The organism is Capnocytophaga haemolytica (assembly GCF_001553545.1).
In the GTDB taxonomy this organism is placed as follows: Bacteria; Bacteroidota; Bacteroidia; order Flavobacteriales; family Flavobacteriaceae; genus Capnocytophaga; species Capnocytophaga haemolytica.
Window position 1 is genome coordinate 106,591 of sequence record NZ_CP014227.1, and the last position, 23,148, is coordinate 129,738.

The window sequence follows — 23,148 nt, forward strand, 5'->3', positions numbered from 1 at the left end:
GTATGGAAACAGTAGTGAGAAAGACAGTACATAGAGAGGCACAGCATAATGTGCCAGCTATGACAGAGGAGGAGTACATAGATTACTGTCTTGACAATGGTATTCCTCTCTCGGAGGCTCAGCATCGTAAAATTGTAAAAGATGCACAAGAGGTAACGGTTAGATTGATAGCAGAAGGAAAACTCAGGTCGTATAAAAAGGAATATCCATCTGATTATGAGAAGTATCTGTATATGGTGAACGATCATCCTGATGATGAGGACTCACTGCCAAGAATGATGACTGAGGAAGAGATACGAGCATATAATCAAGAAGTTGATAAACGAATAGCTCAAAGAGTAAAAGAACCAGCTAATAAATAGAGCGACCTAAGTTATGAAAACGATATGTGATACTAATGTGGTAAGCCAGTATTTAGAAAGAAAGTATCCTATAATTAGTTATATAGTTGATTACGAGATAGGAGTGGAGAATATATGCTTAACTTCTATTATCTCAATAGAGCTTAATCGTTGGTTGAGTAGTTATCAAGGAATAATAAAAGAAGATAGAATTTCTTATAAGCGGTTTATTCGTTCACGAGAGGTTTTTCATATCAACGAAGCTATTTCGCGTCTTGGATTAAGTATTTCTAACAAATGGGTAGGTTTAGAGCCTACGGATATATTGATTGGGGTGACAGCTATTTATTATGAGTTGCCTTTTTACACTTGTAATGTAAAGCATTTTAGGCCAATGGTGGAATTTGGACTGGACTTGCGACCGTTAGTCTTAACCACTAACCCCTAATCCCTGACCACTAAAAAGTGAATTAAATCATTATTAAAATGTTACAAAATATTAACCCTACGCAGACAGCTGCGTGGAAAGCGCTGAAGGCGCATTTTAAGGAAGTGAAGGATGTGCATACCCTTTCACTATTTGAGAAGAACCCTAATAGAGGGGAACAATTTGCCATTGAATGGGGCGATTTCTTTGTGGATTACTCTAAGAACCGCATTGATGAGAAAGGGCTGCAATTGCTTTTGCAATTGGCTGAGGAATGTGGCTTGAAGGATGCTATCGAGAAATACTTCGGTGGCGACCACATCAATGCTACAGAAAATCGTGCGGTGTTGCACACGGCGTTGCGTGCCGATGAGGGTAGCACTATCCTTGTAGATGGGAAGAACGTAATGGGAGAGGTGGCTGCTGTAAAGCAAAAGATAAAGACGTTCTCTCAGGAAGTAATCACAGGCAAACGTACGGGTTTTACAGGCAAGGCGTTTACGGACGTAGTAAACATCGGGATTGGCGGCTCTGACTTGGGTCCCGTAATGGTAACTGAGGCACTGAAATTCTACAAGAATCACCTTAACATTCACTTTGTGAGCAATGTAGATGGCGACCACGTACTGGAAACCATTAAGCACCTCAACCCTGAGACTACCCTCTTTGTGATTGTCTCTAAGACGTTTACCACCCAAGAGACGCTGAGCAATGCGCTGACTATCAAAGAGTGGTTTTTGAAGAAAGGCAAGGAGCAGGATATTGCCAAACACTTTGTGGCGGTCTCTACTAATATGCAGAAGATTGATGAGTTTGGCATCGATGCTGCGAATGTATTCCCTATGTGGGATTGGGTAGGGGGTCGCTTCTCGCTGTGGAGTGCTGTGGGCTTGACTATTGCGCTCTCTGTGGGTTATGAGAATTTTGAAAAGCTGCTCAAAGGGGCAAATGCGATGGATAAGCACTTCCGCACAGCTTCCTTTAAGGAGAATATCCCTGTGGTGTTGGCACTGCTGAGCGTATGGTACAACAACTTCTACGGGGCTGAAAGTCAGGCAATCATTGCTTATACGCAATACTTACACCGCTTGGCGGCTTACCTGCAACAGGGTATAATGGAAAGCAACGGCAAATATGTAGGGCGTGATGGCAAGGTGCTCGACTATCAGACAGGGACTATCATCTGGGGTGAGCCTGGCACGAATGCACAACACGCGTTCTTCCAATTGATACACCAAGGTACGAAACTTATCCCTACGGACTTCATAGGCTTTAAGCATTCGCTGCACGGCAATACTGACCATCACAACAAGTTGATGGCGAACTTCTTTGCACAGACTGAGGCGTTGCTCAAAGGCAAGACGGAGGCAGAGGTACGCGCTGAGATGGAGGACGTAAATGAGGCGTTGGTGCCGTTTAAGGTGTTTACAGGCAACCGCCCAACGACTACCTTCCTCATTGATAAACTCACTCCTGAGACTTTGGGTAGCCTCATTGCGATGTATGAGCACAAGATCTTTGTAGAGGGGGTTATTTGGAATATCTACAGTTATGACCAGTGGGGTGTAGAACTCGGTAAGCAGCTGGCAAGTAAGATATTGAAGGATATTGATGGAGCTGAGGTTTCTAAACACGATAGCTCTACGACCAATCTGTTGAAGAGATTTAAGAAATAGGGATTTAGGGGTTGGTGATTAGTGATTAGGGGTTAGTGCACAGTTGCTAACCACTAACTACTAATCACTAACCCCTAACTATAAAATAAATGATTAAATCATACAAAGAACTTGTCGTTTGGCAAAAATCTATGGCTTTAGTAACTGCTGTTTACCAAATAAGCAGTAAGTTTCCACAGAGTGAGCTATTTGGAATTACAAATCAGATGAGGAGAAGCACAATATCTATACCCTCAAATATTGCAGAAGGGTTTGGACGCAATTCAAGTCAGGACTACTTGAGATTTTTATACATAGCAAGAGGCTCTCTTTATGAAATGGAAACTCAAATACAGATAGCAGTATCTTTAGGCTTTACAACACATCACGCTGAAATAATCAATATGATAGATGAAGTCGGTAAGATGCTTAATGCCACAATAACTAAAATTAAAGATAAAATTAGGAGTTAGTGCTCAATGATTAGGGGTTAGTGTTTAGTCCATAGGAGCTAACCACTGACTACTAACCACTAATCACTAATTACTAACCACTAAAGAAATGATTCATATAAAAACATTAGAACAGCTTGAGATGATGCGCGATGCGGCGCAGGTAGTGTCGCGTACCTTGGGCTTGATGGCTAAAGAGGTAAAGCCAGGTGTTACCACCAAATACCTCGATAAGATAGCAGAGGAATATATCCGCAGTCAAGGGGCTCTGCCTGGTTTTTTAGGCTTGTATGGCTTCCCGAATACGCTCTGTATGAGTCCGAATGCGCAGGTGGTACACGGAATACCGAATGACCGTCCGTTGGAGGAGGGCGATATCATCTCTATTGACTGTGGCTCTATCAAACACGGTTTCTATGGCGACCACGCTTATACTTTTGAAGTGGGGGAGGTGTCGCCTGAGGTGAAGGAACTGCTGCGGGTAACCAAGGAGTCGCTGTATGTGGGGATACGGCAGTTCCGCAGGGGCAACCGCGTGGGTGATGTGGGCTATGCGATACAAAAGTATTGCGAGGCACACGGCTACGGGGTGGTACGCGAACTGGTAGGCCACGGGGTTGGGCGCAAGATGCACGAGGACCCTGAAATGCCTAATTATGGCAAGCGTGGCGATGGCAAGAAGTTTAAAGATGGAATGGTGGTAGCTATCGAACCGATGATCAATATGGGGACACACCGCACGAAGCACCTGAAAGACGGATGGACAATCCTCACTGCCGATGGCAAGCCCTCAGCACACTTTGAGCACGATGTGGCTCTTATTGATGGCAAGCCGCGACTGCTCTCGACCTTTAAGTACGTCTATGAGGCGTTGGGCATAGAGAGCGATGAGGAAGAAGAATTTTTATTTTAGTGTATAATCAATAATTTATAATGTATAATAGCGCAGTACCCTTTCAGAGTACTGCGCTTTTTTTGTTAAATCATGCAAAATTGTTTATTAATTATTGTGTATTGCAAATTAGTTTGTACCTTTGCAGGGTTATTTAATATTAACTCATTCTAATTAAATAATCATAACAATAAAGAAATAACACTTTATCTTATGAAAAAGAAAATCTTATGGCTGTGTGCAGCCTTGTTAATCATTGGGTTAGGCTATTGGGCGTGGCATCGCTATGCTGCCACTACGCGGGTGGCGTTGGTAAACTTCCAGCCGTATCAAGCCTCGAATATGCAGCTCTCCAATACGGATAAGTTTATCAAAATGGACGCTGTGCCATTAGAAGAACTCGACCGCCTCAAAGGCTACGACTTTATCCTCATTTGGGGTATGGGTATGAAGCTCAACGATGCACAACACGCACAGATCGCACGGGCATCGATGAAGGTGCCTACCCACACTTTTATGACAACGAATCCTAATAATCAGTTTACTACCATCGATTCGTTGCAACTGAAAAAGCTCTCTACCTACCTTGAGAGTGGCAATAAGAAGAACTATCAGAACTTGATGCGCTATGTGCGTAAGTATATCGACAAGAAGGTGCTCTTTGCCCCTGAACCTGAGGCTGCCGTAGCGCGCAAGGAGAATGTGTATTTCCACTTAGACGATGAGCAGTCCTTTGCTGACCTTGCCAGCTACGAGGCTTATCTGAGGCAGAAGGGTTTTTACAAAGAAGGAGCACCGCGCATTGCGATGGTCGCTGGTATCCACGAACCTTTTGGAGGGAATAAGGAGCACCTCAATGGGGTGATCAAAGCCCTTCAAGATAAAGGGATGAACGTATACCCCTTCACATCCTTTGGCAAGCGCATAGAGTTCTTAGAGGAAATAAAGCCCGATGCGGTGGTGTACTTCCCTCACGGGCAGATGATGATGGGTAAGCCAGAGGTGTTTATCGACTGGATCAAAGCGCGCAACATACCGCTCTTTACGCCTATCTCTATCCTTTCGCTTAAGGATAAGTGGGAGGAAGATCCGATGGGATTGGTGGGTGGCTTTATGGGGCAAACGGTGGTGATGCCTGAGCTCGATGGCGCGCTTTACCCTTATGTGGTGATTGCACAGAGCCAGAATGAGAAGGGCTATTACTACTTGGACGCTATCCCTAATCGCGCCGCTAAGTTTGCACAGATCGTGCGTAACTTCACCGACTTGAAGCATAAGCCTAACGCTGAGAAGAAGGTCGCCATTGTGTACTACAAAGGGGCGGGCGAGTTGCCTCCTGTGGCGCAGGCGTTGGAAGTGTACGAGTCTCTTTATAACTTGCTGAAACACTTAAAGGCTGAGGGTTACACCGTGGAAGGACTGCCCGCTACGGTGGCGGAGTTTAAGGCGCAACTCGTAAAGCAGGCTAACGTGTACCGCAGCAGTGCGAAGGGCGACATTGCGCAGTTCTTTGCTGAGAGCAATCCCGCCTTGGTGGAAAGTGGACAACTGAACAATTGGCTTAAAAACACTTTGCCTACAAAACTCTATAAGGAGGTGTTGGCAAAGAATGGCTCGGTAGGCGATGGCTATCTCGGTATACATCGCGAAGGTAAGGAATACCTTGGTGTAGCGCGGGCGCAGTTTGGCAATGTGGTGATACTGCCACAGCCGCCAGCTGCTATCAGTACGGATGATGACTTTAAGGTGCAACACGGGGTGAAGGAGATACCGCCTTACGCCTATATGGGGGCTTATCTGTGGGTACAGAATGGCTTTAAGGCAGATGCGCTGGTACACTTCGGCACCCACGGTTCGCTGGAATTTACCCCACAGAAGCAGGTTGCCCTCTCCGACTACGATTGGGGCGATATCTGCGTGGGCACCGTGCCGCACCTTTACTACTACTGCATTGGCAACATCGGAGAGAGCATAATGGCTAAACGCCGCTCGTATGGGGAGATACTTTCGTACCTCACGCCACCTTTCACCGAAAGCGAGATGCGCAACACTTTTAGGGGCTTGGAAGATGAATTCCGCGCTTACGAAAAGGCGACTAATGAGGTGGACAAACAAGCGATTGGGTTGCATATCAAAAAGATTGCCGTACAGATGGGCTTGCACCGCGACCTGCGTTTGGATAGTGTGCTGACCAAGCCTTACAAACCTGAAGACCTTGAACGCTTGGAGAACTTTGCCGAAGAGCTTGCCACTGAGAAGATCAACGGGCAGCTCTATACCACAGGCGAGGTGTTTGCCCCCGAGAAGGTGAAGAGCACCGTAGAGGCGATGAGTGTAGACCCTATTGCTTACAGCGTGGCGGCTTTGGATAAACTCAACGGCAAGATTACCGATAAAGAAATCAAGAAGAAGGTGTACTTCACTCAACACTACCTCACTCCTGCTAAAGCCTTAGTGCAGCAACTCTTTGCAGGTAAGGCAGTGAATGATGCGCTTGTATGTAGCGTGGCAAAGATTACCCAGAAAGACCTCGATTGGGCGCGCACCGAGCAAGAGGATGCCAACCCTATGGCTGCGATGATGAAGAAGATGATGGGTTCAGGGAACAGAGGTCAGAAGCCAGCGATGAGTGGTCAGGGTTCAGAGAGCAGAGGTCAGGGGTCAGCTGCTAACACTATGCCCCCTCAAGCCTCAAACCTGAAGCCTAACGCCTCAAAAAAGCCTGATGCCGTAGGCAAGCCTACACAGCTGAAGAAGCGCAAGACGGACGTCAATGAATACGGTGTGCGAGCAGCCCTTACTGAGCAGCAAAAGAAAGCCATCGCAATGGAGAAAGCGGCTAAGGAGAAAGCCCGTGCCATCTTGGACGTAGAAACCGCCATAAAGAACGTAGCCTTCTATCGCGAAGCCCTTGGGGGCAGTCCGCAGGCAGAATTGAAGGCGTTCATCAATGGCTTAAATGGGGGCTACACGGCACCTTCCTCAGGAGGAGATGCAGTAGCCAACCCCAAGGCAGTGCCTACAGGGCGCAATCTCTATGCCATCAATGCAGAGGCAACGCCTACCAAGCTCGCTTGGGATAGGGGCGTAGCCTTGGCACAGAGCACCATCGCTGAGTATCAAAAACAACACGGCACTTACCCTAAGAAGATCGCTTACACCTTCTGGAGTTCAGAGTTTGTGGAAACCGAAGGGGTGAGCATTGCCCAAGTGCTTTATATGCTGGGGGCAGAGCCTGTATGGGATACCTTCGGGCGCGTCGGCGATGTGCGCATTATCCCGTCAGAGGAATTGGGTCGCCCACGCATTGACGTGGTAGTGCAGACCTCTGGTCAGTTCCGCGACTTGGCTGCCTCACGCCTCTTCCTCATCACCAAGGCGATAGAACTCGTATCCGCCCTGCCCGAAGAGAAGTACGCTAATGAGGTGAGTGCAGGCACGGTGGACATTGAGAAAGAACTCGTAGCGGCGGGTATCTCGCCCAAGGAAGCGCGTGAGCTCTCAACACACCGCATCTTTGGGGGTGTCAATGGCAACTATGGCACAAACATACAGGAGTACATCAACCGTGGCGACAAGTGGGATACCACTGCCGACATCGCCAAGGTGTACCTCAACAATATGGGGGCTTACTACGGTTCGGAAAAAGATTGGCAGCAGTTTCAAGAAGGGCTCTTCCGCGCTGCGATTAAGAACACCGATGTGCTCATCCACGCAAGGCAGAACAACACTTGGGGGGCACTGAGCCTCGACCACGTATTTGAGTTTATGGGGGGTATGAATGCTGCCATTAAGGACGTAACAGGCAAAGACCCCGATGCTTACCTCGCCGACTATCGCAACCATAAGAATATGCATATGCAAGAGCTCAAAGAGGCGATAGGCGTAGAGGCGCGCACCACCATACTGAACCCTAAGTACATCAAGGAGATGATGAAGGGCAATAGCAACAGTGCAGGGCAAATAGCTGAAATCGTTACCAATATGCACGGCTGGGAGGCGACCCGCCCTGAGGTAATCGACGATGCGCTGTGGAATGAGGTGTATGACACTTATATCAAAGATAAGCAGGGATTGGGCGTAAAAGCCTTTATTGAGCGTGAGAACGCTGGTGCCCTTGAAGAGACTACCGCTGTGATGCTCGAAGCTGCCCGTAAGGGGCTCTGGAAGGCCTCAGCCGAGCAAGTGAGCACGCTGGCGGAAGTACATACTGATTTAGCGAAGAAAATAGGGGTAACCTCCTCGCAATTCTCAGCAGAGAACGTGAAGTTGCAGGAGTATATCGCACAAAAAGCAAGCCCTGAGAATGCTGCTGCCTATAAGCAGCAGCTCACTAATGCTAAGGAAGGCAAGGGGCAGACTATTGATACCAAAAATGCAAAGCACTTGCAGAAGGAAGAGACCTCTACAGCACAAGAAAAGAAGAAAGTTTCTTTCAATGGCTTATGGATTGGACTGGGAGGCTTAGTGGTATTCATAGCATTAGTAGTTTTTATCAGAAAACGAAGGAAATAAGAAACATAACACATAAACAGATCCCGTGAGTGGCTGACAGCCACTCACGGGATCTGTGTCTTACAGAAGTGAAGAGATAGCGAACCGCTATTGAACATACAGTAATTTTCTTCATAAAAAAGAGGTAGCCATTTGCACTTGCGAATGGCTACCTCACCTATGAAAAAAGTACTTAAATTCCTAACATATTCTTAGGGTCTAAAATCTTGTCTAATTGCTCTTTGGTCAGCAAGCCTTTTTCGAGTACTAAATCGTATACCGACTTGCCTGTCTCTAAGGCTTCTTTGGCAATCTTCGTACTGTTCTTATATCCGATGTGAGGATTAAGTGCTGTAACGATACCGATGCTATTCTTTACCATATTCAGGCAGATGTCTTTATTAGCAGTGATGCCTTCCACACATTTGATGCGCAGTGTTTCGATAGCGCGTTCTAAGAATACGATTGATTCAAAGATACACTGGCAAAGTACTGGCTCCATCACATTGAGCTGTAACTGACCTGCTTCAGCAGCGAAGGTTACTGCTAAGTCATTTCCGAAGACTTTGAAGCATACTTGGTTTACCACCTCAGGAATTACAGGGTTTACTTTCCCTGGCATAATTGACGAGCCAGGCTGCATTGGTGGTAAGTTGATTTCGCGTAAGCCCGCTCTTGGTCCTGAAGAAAGTAAACGCAAGTCATTGCATATCTTTGAAAGTTTCACCGCCATACGTTTTAAGGCTGATGAATAGATCACATAAGCTCCAGTATCGGGAGTGGCTTCTACTAAGTTGCCCGCAGCTACAAATTTCTCACCAGTGAGTTTTGCTAAGTTCTCAGCACATAGTTTAGGGAAGTCCTTTGGAGCATTGAGCCCTGTACCGATGGCAGTTCCTCCCATATTGATTTCTAAGAAAAGATTAGCATTGGTTTGCAGGCGCGCCAGTTCCTCTTCTAAGTTAGCGGCAAAGGCTTCAAATTCCTGACCGAGGGTCATAGGCACCGCATCTTGTAGCTGAGTGCGCCCCATCTTGATGACATCAGAAAACTCTTTGCCTTTCTTGCGGAAAGCCTCAATAAGTTTGGTGAGATGCTTCATTAATGACTCATTCATCTTGATGATCGCTAACTTGATAGTTGTAGGGTAAGCATCGTTAGTAGATTGCGAGCGATTCACGTGGTCGTTAGGCGAAACTATAGTATATTCAGCTTTTTGCTTTCCCATAAGCTCCAAGGCACGGTTAGCAATAACCTCATTGGCATTCATATTTACCGAAGTACCTGCCCCTCCTTGGATCATATCCACTAAAAACTGATCGTTAAATTTACCTGCAATCACCTCTTTGCAAGCCTCGCTAATAGGTTTGAGCAACTCATCACTGAGCAAGCCTAATTTGTTGTTAGTCTGTGCTGCAGCAAGCTTTACATAGCCAATAGCACGGATAAACTCAGGGTAATCCTTCATTCTACTTCCTGAGATGCGGAAGTTATCAATAGCACGTTGGGTTTGTACCCCGTAATACGCTTGTTCTGGCACCTGTAAGTCGCCAATCAAATCCGATTCTGTTCTAAATTTTGTCATAATTTCTTTAAATTGATACTATTATATTTGATTTCGTTCTACAATACACAAATGCAAAAAGCCTTAGCTTTCTATGCTTTCTGAAATTTTCGGTAAAAGTACGAAAAAAAATATATAACCTCCAAGAAAAAATGAAAAAATTATCTTAAAGAATTTTTCGAAGGCGTGCCACAGGGATATCCATCTGCTCGCGATATTTTGCAATTGTCCGCCTTGCAATAAGATAGCCTCTTTCTTTGAGCATCTGTACCAGCACGTCGTCAGGCAGCGGGTTGTTCTTATCTTCTTTGCTAATAATTTTCTGTAGGATCTGTTTTACCTCACGTGTAGATACATCCTCTCCTTGATCGTTTTTCAGTGCCTCCGAGAAGAAGTCCTTTATGAGGCGAGTACCGTATGGAGTTGTTACATACTTACTACTCGCCACCCGCGATACCGTTGAGATATCCATACCAATCTTGTCAGCAATATCCTTCAAGATCAGTGGTTTTATTTTGGCTTCATCTCCCGTAAGGAAATAATCGCGTTGTGCCTCCATAATAGCACCCATCGTGATTAAAAGCGTCTGTTGCCGCTGCTTAATAGCATCGATGAACCACTTTGCCGAGTCCAACTTTTGCTTGATGAAAAACACTGCTTCTTTCTGTGAGTTTGTTCTCTCTTTTGAATGCTTGTAAGTGTCAAGCATTGTCGTGTAGTCCCTTGAGACGTGCAGTTCAGGAGCGTTTCGCCCATTGAGGCTTAGCTCTAACTCATTATCTACTACTTTGATAGTAAAGTCAGGAACGATCTGCTCCACCTGTACATTGCTTCCCGAGTAAGAGCTTCCTGGCTTAGGATTCAGTCGTTCAATCTCTTGAATAGCATCTTTAAGGAGTTCGTCTGACACATTGAACTTCTGTTGTAGCTTGCTGTAATGTTTTTTGCTGAAAGGCTCAAAAGCCAAAGTAATAATCTGTATTGCTAAGTCAATTGTCTCCGAAGGCTTCTTGCGACGCAGCTGTATCAGTAAGCATTCCTGCAAGTCAAAAGCTCCTACTCCCGCGGGGTCTAACTGAAAGATCACCTGCTCGCGTATCTGTGCCACACGCGTCTCATCAGCATAGATATTCTGTGAAAAAGCCAAGTCATCAGTAAGCTCTTGAACACTCCTGCGCAAATAGCCAGAGTCGTCAATGCTACCCACTAAAAATTCAGCTACGATGTAATCTTCATCCGAAAGACTAAAAGTATTCAGCTGATTGATAAGTGATTGATGAAACGACACCTCTGCACTGAAAGTCACCTCGTGCCCATCGTCATCATCACTGTAATTATTAGCGTGCAATCGATAGTCAGGGATTTCATCATCACTTAGGTATGCATCAATATCAATGTCATTCATATCGATCACATCACTGTCGTTGTATTCATCACTTGTATTGTCGAATTCATCTGCAAACTCATCGTACTCAGCTTCTTCCTTGCCCGATTCCAAGGCAGGATTCTCCTCCAATTCTTGCTTTACATATTGCTCAAAAGCCAAAGTAGGAAGCTGCACGAGCTTCATTAGCTGTATTTGCTGAGGCGAAAGCTTCTGTGAGAGTTTAAGTTGTAAATTCTGTTTTAACATTTCTTACTCAAATCATTCGGAATTAATAGGGTGCAAAGATACAAAAATTATTTCTTTTTAATCACCCTGCGGATCACCTTACGTATTTTTTGCTTACTTTTACGCGTATGATAGTTCCTGTTCACATAAAAGAGCAGCAGCGCCAAACCTGTGTAAATCACAGTAAAAGCAATCCCCAAGTAAAGCGTCGAAAGCACTTTATTCAACGACAAGACCACCACAAAAACGAGAAAATTAATCGCCGCCAACAGCAAACTCGCTTGCGTATGCGACAGCCTCATATAGTCAATCATCACGTGATGAATGTGATTTCTATCCGCCTGAAAAGGTCTGCCATTGCGTATCAATCGATTGGCAAAAACCCGCGTAGTATCAAAAAAAGGAATAAAAATAATCGCCAACAGCACCCACAGCTTATTCATCGGATGAATTTCCAACGCCTCAAGCCCATCAGCCCTGAGTGCAAAAAACTTAATTGCCAACACAGCCAACAGAAAGCCCACCGTCATCGACCCCGTATCACCCATAAACACTCGCTTCCTCGCAGAAAGATTGTAACGCAAAAAAGCCAACAAGAAACCAATGCACAGCACCGACAGCAAGAAGTAGTAATAATCGCTGGCTAAGAAAAAAACATAACCAAAAACCCCAAAAATCACAATACCAACCATCGCCGCCGAGCCATTAATTCCATCGATAAGGTTATACGAATTCACAATAGCCATCACAATACTACAACTAAACAGCAGCGAGAGCCAATACGGTATTTCATCAATCCCCAAAAAATGATCAAACGTAGTGATTTTCAGCCCAGTACCAAACAACAAGATAAGTGTGGCGATGATCTGCCCCAGTAATTTTGTACTCGGATAAACCCCAACCAAATCATCCTTCAAGCCCACAAAAAACAAAACCCCTAAGCCAGAGATAATGTTAATACCCACAGAGTCATAGTCGTACGCGCGCAAAAAGAAAAGCGTAAACACCACACTTATAAAGAACGAAAGCCCTCCCAAAGTTGGCGTCTTTACCCTATGCGAGCTTCGCTGGTTCGGCTTATCCATCAAGTTCTTTTCCTTCACCACATAGATAATACTCGGCAAAGCAAAATAACTCACCACAAACGATAGCACGAACACCCATATCGCCACGAAAAGTAAATTCTCTGCAAAAAAAGCGTTCATAAATACTAAATAAATTGACAAAAGATTGCCCGCAAAGATACAACAAAAAAACCACCCCCACAAGCAAAATCCTTTAATTTATAACAACTAGGAAACTATTTCTCCTTAAGTAAAATCATAACGCACTGCAAATCAATATACAAAAAAGGGTAGTTCTTTTCAGAACCACCCCTCATACTATTCCTGTAAATAAAATATTTTATCTTATTATTCATTGATTGCAGCAATACCTGGCAATACTAAGCCTTCAAGGCTCTCAAGCATTGCACCACCTCCTGTAGATACATAGCTCACCTTGTGCTCAAAGCCAAATTGCTTTACAGCAGCTACCGAGTCGCCACCCCCAACGAGTGAGAAAGCCCCCTTCTTAGTAGCTTCAGCAATAAAGTTACCTACTTCAATAGTCCCCTTTGCAAAGTTAGGCATTTCAAACACACCTACAGGACCATTCCAAAGGATCGTCTTTGACTCTAAAATCACCTTCTTAAAGCTCTCTAAGGTCTTAGGACCTACATCCAAGCCTTCCCAACCATCAGGAATAGCATTTACAGACACTACTTGGGTTTTAGCCTCATTGTTAAACCCATCAGCTGCAACTACATCTATAGGCAAGTGCACTTGTACACCCTTCGCTTTTGCTTTCGCTAAGATATCTAAAGCCAACTCCTGTTTGTCATCTTCACAAATAGAGTTGCCAATCTTACCTCCTTGTGCTTTGATGAAGGTATAAGCCATACCGCCCCCGATAATCAGATGGTTCACTTTGTCTAAGATATTCTCAATAATAGTGATCTTCGATGACACTTTCGAGCCACCAAGGATTGCCAATACTGGTTTCTCACCACTCTTCATCACCTTGTCGATACTCTCAATTTCTTTTGCCAAAAGGTAGCCAAAGCACTTATTTTGAGGGAAGAATTTCGCTACAATAGTCGTAGAAGCGTGTGCACGGTGTGCGGTACCGAAAGCATCATTTACATAGATATCACCAAGTTTAGCAAGCTCTTTTGAAAAACCTTCATCACCTTTTTCTTCTTCCTTGTGGAAACGTAAATTCTCCAAAAGCACTACACTGCCAGCTGGTGCCTCTGCTACAGCTTTCTCTGCCTTTGCCCCTACACATTCATCAACAAAAATAACCTTCTTTCCTAATACTTTCTCCACCTCACCCACAATATGGCGCAGTGAATACTTGTCGTTGCGTTCTCCTTTGGGGCGTCCAAGGTGGCTCATTAGCACTACAGTGCCACCATCTTTTAGTACCTTCTCAATAGTAGGTTTCGCTGCTTCAATACGTGTATTGTCAGTAACCTTAAAGTTCTCGTCCAATGGCACATTAAAGTCCACTCTAATCAAGGCTTTCTTGCCCGCAAAATTAAAATTGTCTATGGTCTTCATATATAAATTATATTATTATTTTCAAGGTGCAAAATTACAAATAATTTTTAAATTACATTACTCTAATTTATTTAGTGGCATAATCTCTTTTATAGATTGTATCACCTCCCAAAAGTCCTCTGCCTTAGCATACTACTCATCAAAGTGTGTTATACACCAATCTAATTCACACTTATGCCACTCAGGTATATCCTTATCGGTACTATCTAACGCACATTGCTGTACATCCGCAGGTAGTTCTTCTATAGCTTTTATTTTATTCTTGAGTTGCCACATTTCTCACTTCTTTGATATATTTCTTGATCGTATCTATGTCTACTGTATCATATTCTGATTTATCATAAATAGAGATAAAGTAAACGGAGTTAATATCCTTTTGATCAATGTGTAGCAATATTTCGTGTGTAATAACTCTTGCACCTCCACTTTTCCCTTGATTTTTAGAAGTGATATTCATTCTTATCTTACGAATACCTCCTCCTAACGACTCTCCAAGATCAGGATTGGTAATGAATTCGTCTCGAAGGTGTTTTTATATCATCTTTAATAGACTTGTATTTCTTATAGAGTTTCTTAAACTCTTTATCAAATACTGGTGTCGTGTCAAAAGCATATTCCATTAATCCAATTCATTAAGCAATTCATCTAAACTTTTGGGTTTTAACTTTCCTTTACGACATAACTCCATTTCTTCAAGTCCCTGCCTGAGCATTGCCTTAAATTTCTTTTGTTGCTTTTCGGCCCTGATTTTTTCAAAGTCCATAGACTCTATCGTGGTATCCCAACGCAATTGGATTCCTAAAATCTTACCGATGTCTAACAATTTCTGTATGTTTGCTGCCGAAGCATTATTCATTATCGTTAATGTCTGCATAATATCATTCCTTTAATTTATTATACAATCTATCCCTACACCTTGAGAACAACCCTTTCACCTATTCTAATTCTAAAAGCTACTGTCTAAAAGCTCCTCCTACCGCATCAACGCCGTGAGCTTACTCTTAGGGGTCTTACGCTGCTTGTTGTACTCGTCGAACTGCATTAGCAGATTGTTATTAGCCCTCACCAAGGCGTTGGTTTCAAGCAATATACTAAAATAGAGTTTCGTAGTCTTAGGGCTCGTCTCGGTGGTGCGGATATGGTCTATCTGCTTTTGCACCGTCTGCGATAGCTCGCCTTTGAGTGTCTTGCAGTGTTCCAACACAAAATGTATCTTGCTATAATCTTCCTTCTTAAAGATCTCAGCCTCCTGCTTAAAGAGATCGGCTATTCTATCGGCGATACTCTTCAGATCGCGCAACTGATAGAACTTCAGCGGCTTGTGGTTGTTATTCACGTGGTCGTACGCACTGACGGTAATGGCGGTAAGGCATTGTGCCATATCCTGCAAATAGTCTAATATCAGAATGTAGAACTTACTCGACGCTACCGAACTCTCATTGAGCGACTTGATAAAGTAATAGATATTCCCCTTGAGGGCATCGAGCTCCTTCTCTAATTTCTTAGCATTCTTCTTGTTCTTGGTGAGCTTACTGAGGTCTTGCGCACTGAGGTTCTTCACCACTTTGGCATAGAGCTCATCAATGCGCTCAAAGGTCTCAGCCACATAGTTAGAGCTCTCCTTAATCACTCCGCCGATAGTCGCCAAGTCGCTGCTCTCAAAGCGGCGTACGCTGCCTTTGGCACGTTGCCGATTGCGGTACACCACCGCACTGCGAAGCAAGAAAAGTGCCACCACTACGATCATCACGATGAGCCCAATGATGTTGCCATAGTAGAGAATGCCCGCTACTACGAACGCCCCCAAGAAAGCGACAATCGCCGTGAGGAACCACCCGCCTACTACATTCAGCACTCCTGCCACACGGAACACAGCACTATCCCTACCCCACGCACGGTCAGCCAACGACGAACCCATAGCCACCATAAACGTTACGTAGGTAGTCGATAGCGGCTGCTTCATCGAAGTACCGATAGCTATAAGGCTACTTGATACCACCAAGTTGATCGCCGCCCGCACGAGGTCAAACGCTGGGCGATCTTCCTCTTTAATGGTCTTATCCTCTGCCGCCGCCTCAAAGCGCGCGTCTATCTTCTTCTGTAAGGATTTAGGAGTAATGGCATTGACTGCCGCCGCCCCCAACACGGTGATGCGCACCAAAAAGCGCGACAGGAAGTTCGCCGAGAACTGCTCCTCACCACCCTCACTCTGGCGCGAGAGCTTCACCCCTGTTTCAATCACACTGCGCGCCTTCTTCGAGAACCACAGCGTGAGAATCATAATAAAGCCCGTCAAAAGCAATATCGCGGTAGGCGTACCCATATTGCCCAATAGCCCTTCCATCGTAAAGCGGTTGTACTCCACACCCGAAACGTGCCACAAGTCATACGACTGATACGCCGCCACAGGCACCCCAATAAAGTTCACTAAGTCGTTACCCGCAAAAGCCATTGCCAAGGCAAAAGTACCGCTCAGGATAATGATGCGGAAGATATTAACCCGCAGGGCAATAAGCACTTGCGAGAGCACTGACCACAGCACAAAGCAAGCCAAGAGCAACCATAACATATTCTCCTCCATCCAAGTGATCGCCTCCACAGGGATAAACGCCACACCTTTCAGCCCCTTGAAGATAATAAAATAAGAGAGTGCCGTCAGCGAGATACCGCCGAAAATGCCCCCTATGTATTTGATCGTCCTGTCGTAATTAAAGCTAAACACCAAGCGCGCCAGCCACTGCACTATCGTCCCCACCACAAAGGCAACTGCCACTGAAATAAAGATCCCCGAAACGAGCTTACTTGCCTCTGCCGTATTGATATACTGGAAGATATCCGTAAGCGGCGCACCTGCCTTGAATATCTTGATGCACGCCACGCACACCGATGCCCCCAGCAGTTCAAAGACGATGGAGACCGTAGTAGAGGTCGGCAGCCCCAGCGTATTGAAGAGGTCTAAAAGCAATATGTCGGCTAAGATTACCGCCATAAAGATTACCATTACCTCATTGAAATAGAACTGAGTAGGGTTAAAAATTCCCTTACGAGCGATCTCCATCATCCCGCTGGAAAAGATAGCCCCCAGAGCCACCCCCACGCTGGCTACAATCATTATCGTACGCAGCGTAGCCACCTTTGAGCCCACTGCCGAGTTGAGGAAATTGCCTGCATCGTTGCTCACGCCCACTACCAAATCCACGATAGCCAAGGCGCAGAACACGAACAGCATAAAGATATAAACTTGCTCCATTACGCTTGTTTTACATTTACGGCACAAAATTACAATATTTTGATGAAACCACAATAGAAAAACAGAAAAAAATAACACAGCAAATTGTGCACTACCAATTGACACATCACCCACCAAATACCGTAGAAAAATATACTTTTATAGTTGTATAAAAGGTTCTCTTGTATTAGGCAAGAGGAAGTGTCTAAATTTATTTTTCTTCTTTAATACCTTATTTATAAACTACTTATAAAGTGCTGTCCTAAAAAAAATAAACCTAACTATTGCATAACTAAAAAAGTATTACTATTTTAGCCGCAAATTTTAATTATACCATTATGATAGAAAGTTTTAATTTCAGTTTTATTATTGTTGTCTTCATAGGAGTAGTCCTTCTATTAGGAGCAGTTTTTACTGTGAGGCAACAAACCGCCGTATCTATTGAGCGCTTTGGCAAATTCCAGAGCATACGCCACTCAGGCTTACAGTTTAAAATACCTGTATTCGACAAGATTGCAGCCCGTATCAGCCTGAAAATACAGCAGCTCGACGTGGTTGTCGAAACCAAAACCCTCGATGATGTATTTGTAAAGATTAAAGTATCGGTGCAGTTCGTCGTGATTAAGGATAAGGTCTACGATGCTATCTACAAGCTCGAGTACCCTCACGACCAGATTACCAGCTACGTATTCGATGTGGTGCGCGCCGAAGTACCTAAGATGAAGCTCGACGACGTCTTCGTGAAGAAAGACGATATCGCTATTGCTGTAAAGCGCGAAGTGCAGGAGTCGATGGAGACCTATGGCTACGACATCATCAAAACCCTCGTTACCGACATTGACCCTGACGCCCAAGTAAAAGCGGCAATGAACCGCATCAACGCTGCTGAACGCGAAAAAGTAGCCGCACAGTACGAAGGGGATGCACAGCGTATTCTCATTGTAGAAAAAGCCAAAGCCGAGGCTGAAAGCAAGCGACTGCAAGGGCAAGGTATTGCCGATCAGCGGCGCGAAATAGCCCGTGGATTGGTGGAAAGCGTAGGAGTACTGCACAAGGTGGGGATCAGTTCGCAAGAGGCATCAGCCCTTATCGTGGTGACCCAGCATTACGATACGCTCCAATCAGTAGGGCAACAGGCTAACAGCAATCTTATCTTGCTACCTAACTCGCCTGAAGCAGGCAACGAGATGCTCAACAATATGATTACCTCCTTTACAGCCTCTGCACAGATCTCAGAGAAGATGAAGGAGCATAGCAAGAGGAAAAAAGAGGAATAACTTTCCTCTACAAGAAGTGTACAAGGGGCAGTCCTACTATTTTAGGACTGCCCCTTGTGCGTTACAGGGAGAAACAACTTCCTGCCAAATCGCGCGCTATTAAAGCCTCCTCGCCGATACGCTGAGCTACGGCATCCCCTCTTCTGCCGTGCTCAAATACACCCAGCAAAGCAGCCTCCAAAGGGCTATAGCCTTGGGCACGTAGCCCCGTGAGGATCCCTGTGAGGACATCGCCACTGCCACCCGTAGCCATCCCCACATTGCCTGAGGAGTTCAGCCAGCAGTGTACACCATCAGTGATAAGGGTATGTGCCCCTTTTACAATAAGAATAATGCTATGCTTAAGGGCAAAAGTCTTCGCTTTTTCTATCTTCTCAAAGTCGTCATTCCAACTACCAATAAGGCGCTCCAATTCCTTGGGGTGAGGAGTGAGGATAGCGCTCCGTGGTATCTTCGTTTGCGCTTCGTTGTGCTGAGCGAGCAAATTCAGTGCATCGGCATCAATTACAAAGGGCACTTGGGCGTACAAATCGAATAGCTCAAAAAGTGCTTCTGCTGTATCGGGATGCTTGCCCAAGCCTACGCCAACGCCTATTGCCGAGGGCTGGAAAGGCACTGTGATAGTGTTAATGTGTTTCTTCTTATCTGAGGTCAATACCATTGCCTCTGGCACTGCCGTTTGTAGGATAGGGTATCCACATCGGGGGATAAGCGCAGTGACTAAGCCTGTGCCTATCCGCAAAGCAGCCGTAGCACTGAGCACTACAGCACCTATTTTGCCATAACTACCCCCTATGAGCAGTGCGTGACCAAAGGTACCCTTATGGGCAAACTTATTACGAACCTTTCGCAGTGGGGTAACAATTTCTTCAGTGAGATAGGTAAAATCAGTGGAAAGCGAGGCTATAAAGTCGGTATCTAAGCCGATATCGAGTACTTTCCACTGTGGGATGTGTACCCCTGTCTGTGGGAGTAAGAGCGGTAATTTAGGTGTCTGAAAGGTGAGTACTACCGAAGGATTTACAAAGAGATCTGGGGTGGCTTTGTCGGTATATACCCCCGAGGGTATATCTACACTTACGACATAAGCACCAGCACTGTTGATACGCTCAAAAACTGATTGTACCCACGTAGGGGCAGGGCGATTGAGTCCTACCCCAAAGATCGCATCTACAATTACCTCGCCTTGTAGGGTTATTGTGGAGGCATTCTCGGCAGTGATAGGGTGTATTGGGAGGTGAAGTTCTTCCAATAAATGAAGGTTTGCTTGGCAGTCTGCCGAGAGTTGCTCGCTGAACTGCACTAAGTATACGCTCACTTGCTTGCCGCTTTGGAGGAGTATCCGTGCTAAGGCTAAGCCGTCGCCTCCGTTGTTGCCCACTCCTGCCATTATGCAGAAAGATTGTGCCTCAGGCAGGTGCTTTTCTATCCATAGGAATAGCTGAGTGGAGGCGCGTTCCATCAGTTGCCAAGAGGTGATGCCTTGCCTTTCAATGGTGATGCGGTCAGCTTCTCGGAGCTGTTCGGTATTGAGTATCTTCATAGTTGTAAGGGTTTAAATAAGAATGGCTCCCTAAGGCTCAACAATGAGTTTTTTGGCAAACTGCTTGCAGAAGTCCTGCATTGTAGTGTACATCTCCTCGTCGTCAGTGGCTTGGAGGTACTTTTCGCTCATTGTGGCAAACATCTGGTAGAAGAAGAACTTCATATCGTTGAGGGGCATTTGCTTTGTCCATAGGTCGACGCTCAGGGCTTGCTTGTTCTCTGCGTCCCATAGCGATAGGAAGAAGGAAGGGGTTTCCTGCTCAGTGATATCGCCGTCCTCTGCTGAGAAGTGTAAGGCTTCAGCGATCTTATTTTCGTCTAAGCCGACGGTAAGTGTGATAGTGGAAGTGCTGTGTACCATTATTTCTGAGGTTTGTAAAGTGATTGTTTGAAAAGGTCTTCGCCTTTCATTGCCAGTAGCTTGGGGAGGGCTTCTCCCTTGTGTTTCTCAACATACGCCTTTACGATCTGCAAGCCTATGTAGCGCCCTAACTGCCCTGGGGTGTCGTTATCAATCTCACGGTAGAACTTTGAAAAAGGTGCAGGGAAGATAAATCGGCTCAGTAGTTTTTTATCGGTTTGGTAAAGCACTTCATCTTCAATAAAAGTGCGCCATATCATTGCTTCGTTAGCCTCCGCCCAACTGTATTTCTCAGGAGTGTAGCGCAGTAGTTGCGCCTCAGTTTTATCTGGCAGTAAGAGGCTTTCTAAGTAGAGCTTCTTGCCTTCATAGACCATCTCATCTAAGAAGGTGATCGTCCCTACGTGGGGTACGATTTGGTCGGCAAAAGCATCAGCGATATCTACTGTAAGGTACTGAGGTTGTAGTTCGTTGCTTATATAAGCCTGAATATTCTCGTAATAAGGGTGTTTTTCTCCCAGATAGTTGTCCGTACCGATGAGCAGGAGCGAATCGGCATAAATGACGCGCGACTGGTAATCTACCTGAGTAAGGAGGGTTACTACCTTTGGCGGAGTGAACTTAGGAAAGTAGTATTTGATATGCTGAAAGAGGCTTTTTATCTCCTTCTTCTGAGCTGAAAAGTCGCCTAAACTCTTGTTGACTTCCTTATAGAGTGCTTTGTAGATGGTATCGCGGTGTATCTTGTGCCATTCCTCATCACTAATGGCTTTTGTGAAGAACTGAGGATATTTGCGCTGTAAGTCCGAGAGCTGCTCATCAGGGGTATTCACAAAAAGAGAGTCGAGCCTTACCACTTGGAAAGGCACTTGTATCTGGCTGATTTCCTTTTCTTTTTTATCGCCACAAGCGGTGCAGCACCATAAGGTTAAGGGTATAAATGCAAGTATAAATATCTTTTTCATTATATGATGATTTGTTTATTACAGTTTTTTTCTACTCATTATGCACCCACTTCTCTTCTTCTAAGTTGAGTCGATAGCGGAAGGCATTGATTACTTCCTCATCAATGCTTGGGTCTTCATTGAGCTTGGTGAGCACCTCACGCTGATGATGTAGTACCTCTATGTAGTGTCCTCGTGCGTGCTTGGTAAGGGTACACAGTGGGCGACTCATCTGATGCTCCCATATCTGCTTATTGGTGGTCAGCAAGAACGAGCGCTCTATCTCATCGGGGAAGTTCGCTTCCATATACGCTACTGCTGCACGCGCCATCTCCTTGCGTATCAAATCCTCTGCCTCTGCCTCCTCAATATGGTCGCCATAGTCAGGGAAGGGCACCGCCTTGATGAGCCACGGAAGGGTGAGCCCCTGTACTACCAAGGTGGTTAATATCACCACAAAGGTAATGAACAATATCAGGTCGCGATGCGGGAAGGGCGTAACCTTATCGGCAAGGGTCAGCGGTATAGAGAGTGCCGTAGCCAGCGACACTACCCCGCGCATCCCTGCCCATCCCATCACTAATGGACCTGCCTTGCTGGCAAACGATCATCAGCTACTGTGATGAAGTGCTTCATTATCTGGGTAATCACCACTGCCCCAAGCATACAGCCAAAGCGCACCACGATGAGCACCCCCGTAACGATAAGCCCATAGGTGATAGCTGTCCACAAGTCAATGCCTTCTTTTGCCTGAATGCCTTCTAATATCTGTGGCAAGTCGAGCCCGATGAGGGCAAACGCCAGTCCGTTGAGGATAAATACATATACGTTCCATACCGCAATGGCATTGATCTGCGTAGTTGCCGCGAAGATCTCATCTCGCTTGCGTGAGAGGAAAAGCGCCCCAGCTACCACTGCCAACACCCCTGAAGTCTGAGCAAAATCTGCCAATATATAAATTACGTAGGGGGTGATCAGTGTGAGGATAATATCCATATTGCGCTCTGTGGGTAAGTATTTATGCATCTTATACATCAGCCAAGCCACTGCCAGCCCTATGGCAATACCCCCAAGCACCATCCATACAAAGTTTAGCGAGGCTTTCCCCAGCAAAAACTGACCCGTAGTAACGGCAATGGCTGCCATACGAAAGACAATCAAGCCAGAAGCGTCGTTGAGCAGACTCTCATTGCCCAAAATCACCTCTATGCGCTTAGGTATTTTCACAAACTTAGCAATCGCATTCGTACTCACAGTGTCCGTAGGCGATACTATTCCCCCAAGCAAGAAACCCAAAGGAAGTGCAAACCCTGGGAAGACCATATTGGCAACCCACGCCACCGCCGCTGCCGTGATAAACACTGCAGGGAATGCCAGACTGATGATAATGCGTCGCCATTTCCATAGCTCCTTCTGCGAGATAGCCCACGTCTCCTCATAAAGCAAAGGTGGCAGAAAGACGATGAATATCAGTTCAGGATTGATATGTACCTTAGGCAAATTCGGAATAAAACTCAAAGCTAAACCGCCAATTACCAACAGAATAGGGTAAGCGATTTTCAGCTTATTGGCAACGAGCATCAGAGCAATAATCACCAAAAGCAACAACAAGAATAAAGATACATTGATTGCCATAAATGCTATTTATAAGTTCTCAGGCGGCAAAGATACAACTTTTTTTAGAAATGAGAAGCAGAGATCAGAGAGCAGAAAGCAGAAACTAACATCCCTAACTTCTGTTCTCTGATCTCT

19 protein-coding genes are annotated in these 23,148 nt (G+C 45.4%); 7 read left to right on the forward strand and 12 right to left on the reverse strand.

All coding sequences use genetic code 11. The features are described from left to right. The first annotated feature begins 2 nt into the window (after positions 1-2). The 6 genes from AXF12_RS00565 (at position 3) to AXF12_RS00585 (ending at position 8,282) form a co-directional block, all read left to right on the forward strand. Entirely contained in the window at positions 3-362 is a 360-nt protein-coding gene (locus tag AXF12_RS00565; RefSeq protein WP_066427653.1) for a hypothetical protein, read from the forward strand. Positions 363-375: 13 nt separating this feature from the next. Further along, positions 376-789: a PIN domain-containing protein gene (locus tag AXF12_RS12020; RefSeq protein ID WP_074860847.1), complete on the forward strand. Its 414-nt coding sequence runs from the start codon at positions 376-378 to the stop codon at positions 787-789. 38 nt (positions 790-827) lie between these two features. Then, on the forward strand, positions 828-2,444 hold the full coding sequence (pgi, locus tag AXF12_RS00570) for a glucose-6-phosphate isomerase (protein ID WP_066427654.1): 1,617 nt from the start codon (positions 828-830) through the stop codon (positions 2,442-2,444). A gap of 89 nt (positions 2,445-2,533) precedes the next feature. Further along, positions 2,534-2,896: a four helix bundle protein gene (locus AXF12_RS00575; protein WP_066427656.1), complete on the forward strand. Its 363-nt coding sequence runs from the start codon at positions 2,534-2,536 to the stop codon at positions 2,894-2,896. Positions 2,897-2,984: 88 nt separating this feature from the next. After that, positions 2,985-3,788 (forward strand): type I methionyl aminopeptidase, encoded by an 804-nt coding sequence (gene map, locus AXF12_RS00580; RefSeq protein ID WP_066427657.1) that lies wholly within the window; start codon positions 2,985-2,987, stop codon positions 3,786-3,788. 192 nt (positions 3,789-3,980) lie between these two features. Next, on the forward strand, positions 3,981-8,282 hold the full coding sequence (locus AXF12_RS00585; protein WP_066427658.1) for a cobaltochelatase subunit CobN: 4,302 nt from the start codon (positions 3,981-3,983) through the stop codon (positions 8,280-8,282). 172 nt (positions 8,283-8,454) lie between these two features. On the opposite strand, the gene aspA is transcribed toward AXF12_RS00585, so the two are convergent. From aspA to AXF12_RS00620, 7 genes are all read right to left on the reverse strand, one after another. Continuing rightward, positions 8,455-9,846 (reverse strand): aspartate ammonia-lyase, encoded by a 1,392-nt coding sequence (aspA, locus tag AXF12_RS00590; protein ID WP_066427659.1) that lies wholly within the window; start codon positions 9,844-9,846, stop codon positions 8,455-8,457. A gap of 145 nt (positions 9,847-9,991) precedes the next feature. Further along, the gene (rpoN, locus tag AXF12_RS00595) at positions 9,992-11,458 is read right to left on the reverse strand and encodes an RNA polymerase factor sigma-54 (RefSeq protein WP_066427661.1); all 1,467 of its coding nucleotides are present in this window, start codon (positions 11,456-11,458) and stop codon (positions 9,992-9,994) included. Between the two features lie 47 nt (positions 11,459-11,505). Continuing rightward, the gene (locus tag AXF12_RS00600) at positions 11,506-12,642 is read right to left on the reverse strand and encodes a glycosyltransferase family 4 protein (RefSeq protein ID WP_197697144.1); all 1,137 of its coding nucleotides are present in this window, start codon (positions 12,640-12,642) and stop codon (positions 11,506-11,508) included. A gap of 207 nt (positions 12,643-12,849) precedes the next feature. Next, on the reverse strand, positions 12,850-14,040 hold the full coding sequence (locus tag AXF12_RS00605; RefSeq protein ID WP_066427663.1) for a phosphoglycerate kinase: 1,191 nt from the start codon (positions 14,038-14,040) through the stop codon (positions 12,850-12,852). 132 nt (positions 14,041-14,172) lie between these two features. Beyond that, the gene (locus AXF12_RS12185; RefSeq protein WP_159429712.1) at positions 14,173-14,316 is read right to left on the reverse strand and encodes a hypothetical protein; all 144 of its coding nucleotides are present in this window, start codon (positions 14,314-14,316) and stop codon (positions 14,173-14,175) included. Between the two features lie 343 nt (positions 14,317-14,659). Then, on the reverse strand, positions 14,660-14,914 hold the full coding sequence (locus AXF12_RS00615) for a hypothetical protein (protein WP_143325026.1): 255 nt from the start codon (positions 14,912-14,914) through the stop codon (positions 14,660-14,662). Between the two features lie 99 nt (positions 14,915-15,013). Continuing rightward, positions 15,014-17,290 (reverse strand): inorganic phosphate transporter, encoded by a 2,277-nt coding sequence (locus tag AXF12_RS00620; RefSeq protein ID WP_066427667.1) that lies wholly within the window; start codon positions 17,288-17,290, stop codon positions 15,014-15,016. 317 nt (positions 17,291-17,607) lie between these two features. On the opposite strand from AXF12_RS00620, the gene AXF12_RS00625 reads away from it, so the two are divergent. Next, positions 17,608-18,546, forward strand: coding sequence for an SPFH domain-containing protein (locus AXF12_RS00625; protein ID WP_066427668.1), 939 nt, complete (start codon positions 17,608-17,610; stop codon positions 18,544-18,546). A 61-nt stretch (positions 18,547-18,607) separates the two neighbouring features. Here the strand turns inward: AXF12_RS00625 and AXF12_RS00630 are convergent, their stop codons facing one another. The 5 genes from AXF12_RS00630 to AXF12_RS00645 are packed head-to-tail and all read right to left on the reverse strand — an operon-like array spanning position 18,608 to position 23,031. Then, positions 18,608-20,089 (reverse strand): bifunctional ADP-dependent NAD(P)H-hydrate dehydratase/NAD(P)H-hydrate epimerase, encoded by a 1,482-nt coding sequence (locus AXF12_RS00630; protein WP_066427669.1) that lies wholly within the window; start codon positions 20,087-20,089, stop codon positions 18,608-18,610. A 30-nt stretch (positions 20,090-20,119) separates the two neighbouring features. Then, a complete protein-coding gene (gene gldC / locus AXF12_RS00635; protein WP_066427671.1) occupies positions 20,120-20,452 on the reverse strand; it encodes a gliding motility protein GldC in 333 nt (110 codons plus the stop codon). Then, entirely contained in the window at positions 20,452-21,417 is a 966-nt protein-coding gene (gene gldB, locus AXF12_RS00640) for a gliding motility lipoprotein GldB (RefSeq protein WP_449384834.1), read from the reverse strand. The genes gldC and gldB overlap by 1 nt, the downstream gene beginning before the upstream one ends. 31 nt (positions 21,418-21,448) lie before the next feature. Then, entirely contained in the window at positions 21,449-21,973 is a 525-nt protein-coding gene (locus tag AXF12_RS12685; RefSeq protein WP_317045037.1) for a cation:proton antiporter domain-containing protein, read from the reverse strand. A 2-nt stretch (positions 21,974-21,975) separates the two neighbouring features. Continuing rightward, positions 21,976-23,031 carry a cation:proton antiporter gene (locus AXF12_RS00645; protein WP_317045034.1) on the reverse strand — a complete coding sequence of 352 codons (1,056 nt, stop codon included), beginning with the start codon at positions 23,029-23,031 and terminating at the stop codon, positions 21,976-21,978. Between the last annotated feature and the right edge of the window lie 117 nt (positions 23,032-23,148).

Excerpts from the sequence above, each read along its gene's own strand:
- AXF12_RS00630 (WP_066427669.1), bottom strand. The coding sequence starts at position 20,089 with ATGAAGATACTCAATACCGAACAGCTCCGAGAAGCTGACCGCATCACC.
- AXF12_RS00605 (WP_066427663.1), bottom strand. The coding sequence starts at position 14,040 with ATGAAGACCATAGACAATTTTAATTTTGCGGGCAAGAAAGCCTTGATT.
- map (WP_066427657.1), top strand. The coding sequence starts at position 2,985 with ATGATTCATATAAAAACATTAGAACAGCTTGAGATGATGCGCGATGCG.
- AXF12_RS00600 (WP_197697144.1), bottom strand. The coding sequence starts at position 12,642 with ATGAACGCTTTTTTTGCAGAGAATTTACTTTTCGTGGCGATATGGGTG.
- gldC (WP_066427671.1), bottom strand. The coding sequence starts at position 20,452 with ATGGTACACAGCACTTCCACTATCACACTTACCGTCGGCTTAGACGAA.
- AXF12_RS12685 (WP_317045037.1), bottom strand. The coding sequence starts at position 21,973 with ATGGGATGGGCAGGGATGCGCGGGGTAGTGTCGCTGGCTACGGCACTC.
- AXF12_RS00615 (WP_143325026.1), bottom strand. The coding sequence starts at position 14,914 with ATGCAGACATTAACGATAATGAATAATGCTTCGGCAGCAAACATACAG.
- rpoN (WP_066427661.1), bottom strand. The coding sequence starts at position 11,458 with ATGTTAAAACAGAATTTACAACTTAAACTCTCACAGAAGCTTTCGCCT.
- AXF12_RS12020 (WP_074860847.1), top strand. The coding sequence starts at position 376 with ATGAAAACGATATGTGATACTAATGTGGTAAGCCAGTATTTAGAAAGA.
- AXF12_RS12185 (WP_159429712.1), bottom strand. The coding sequence starts at position 14,316 with ATGTGGCAACTCAAGAATAAAATAAAAGCTATAGAAGAACTACCTGCG.
- AXF12_RS00620 (WP_066427667.1), bottom strand. The coding sequence starts at position 17,290 with ATGGAGCAAGTTTATATCTTTATGCTGTTCGTGTTCTGCGCCTTGGCT.
- pgi (WP_066427654.1), top strand. The coding sequence starts at position 828 with ATGTTACAAAATATTAACCCTACGCAGACAGCTGCGTGGAAAGCGCTG.
- aspA (WP_066427659.1), bottom strand. The coding sequence starts at position 9,846 with ATGACAAAATTTAGAACAGAATCGGATTTGATTGGCGACTTACAGGTG.
- AXF12_RS00585 (WP_066427658.1), top strand. The coding sequence starts at position 3,981 with ATGAAAAAGAAAATCTTATGGCTGTGTGCAGCCTTGTTAATCATTGGG.
- gldB (WP_449384834.1), bottom strand. The coding sequence starts at position 21,417 with ATGAAAAAGATATTTATACTTGCATTTATACCCTTAACCTTATGGTGC.
- AXF12_RS00625 (WP_066427668.1), top strand. The coding sequence starts at position 17,608 with ATGATAGAAAGTTTTAATTTCAGTTTTATTATTGTTGTCTTCATAGGA.
- AXF12_RS00565 (WP_066427653.1), top strand. The coding sequence starts at position 3 with ATGGAAACAGTAGTGAGAAAGACAGTACATAGAGAGGCACAGCATAAT.
- AXF12_RS00645 (WP_317045034.1), bottom strand. The coding sequence starts at position 23,031 with ATGGCAATCAATGTATCTTTATTCTTGTTGTTGCTTTTGGTGATTATT.
- AXF12_RS00575 (WP_066427656.1), top strand. The coding sequence starts at position 2,534 with ATGATTAAATCATACAAAGAACTTGTCGTTTGGCAAAAATCTATGGCT.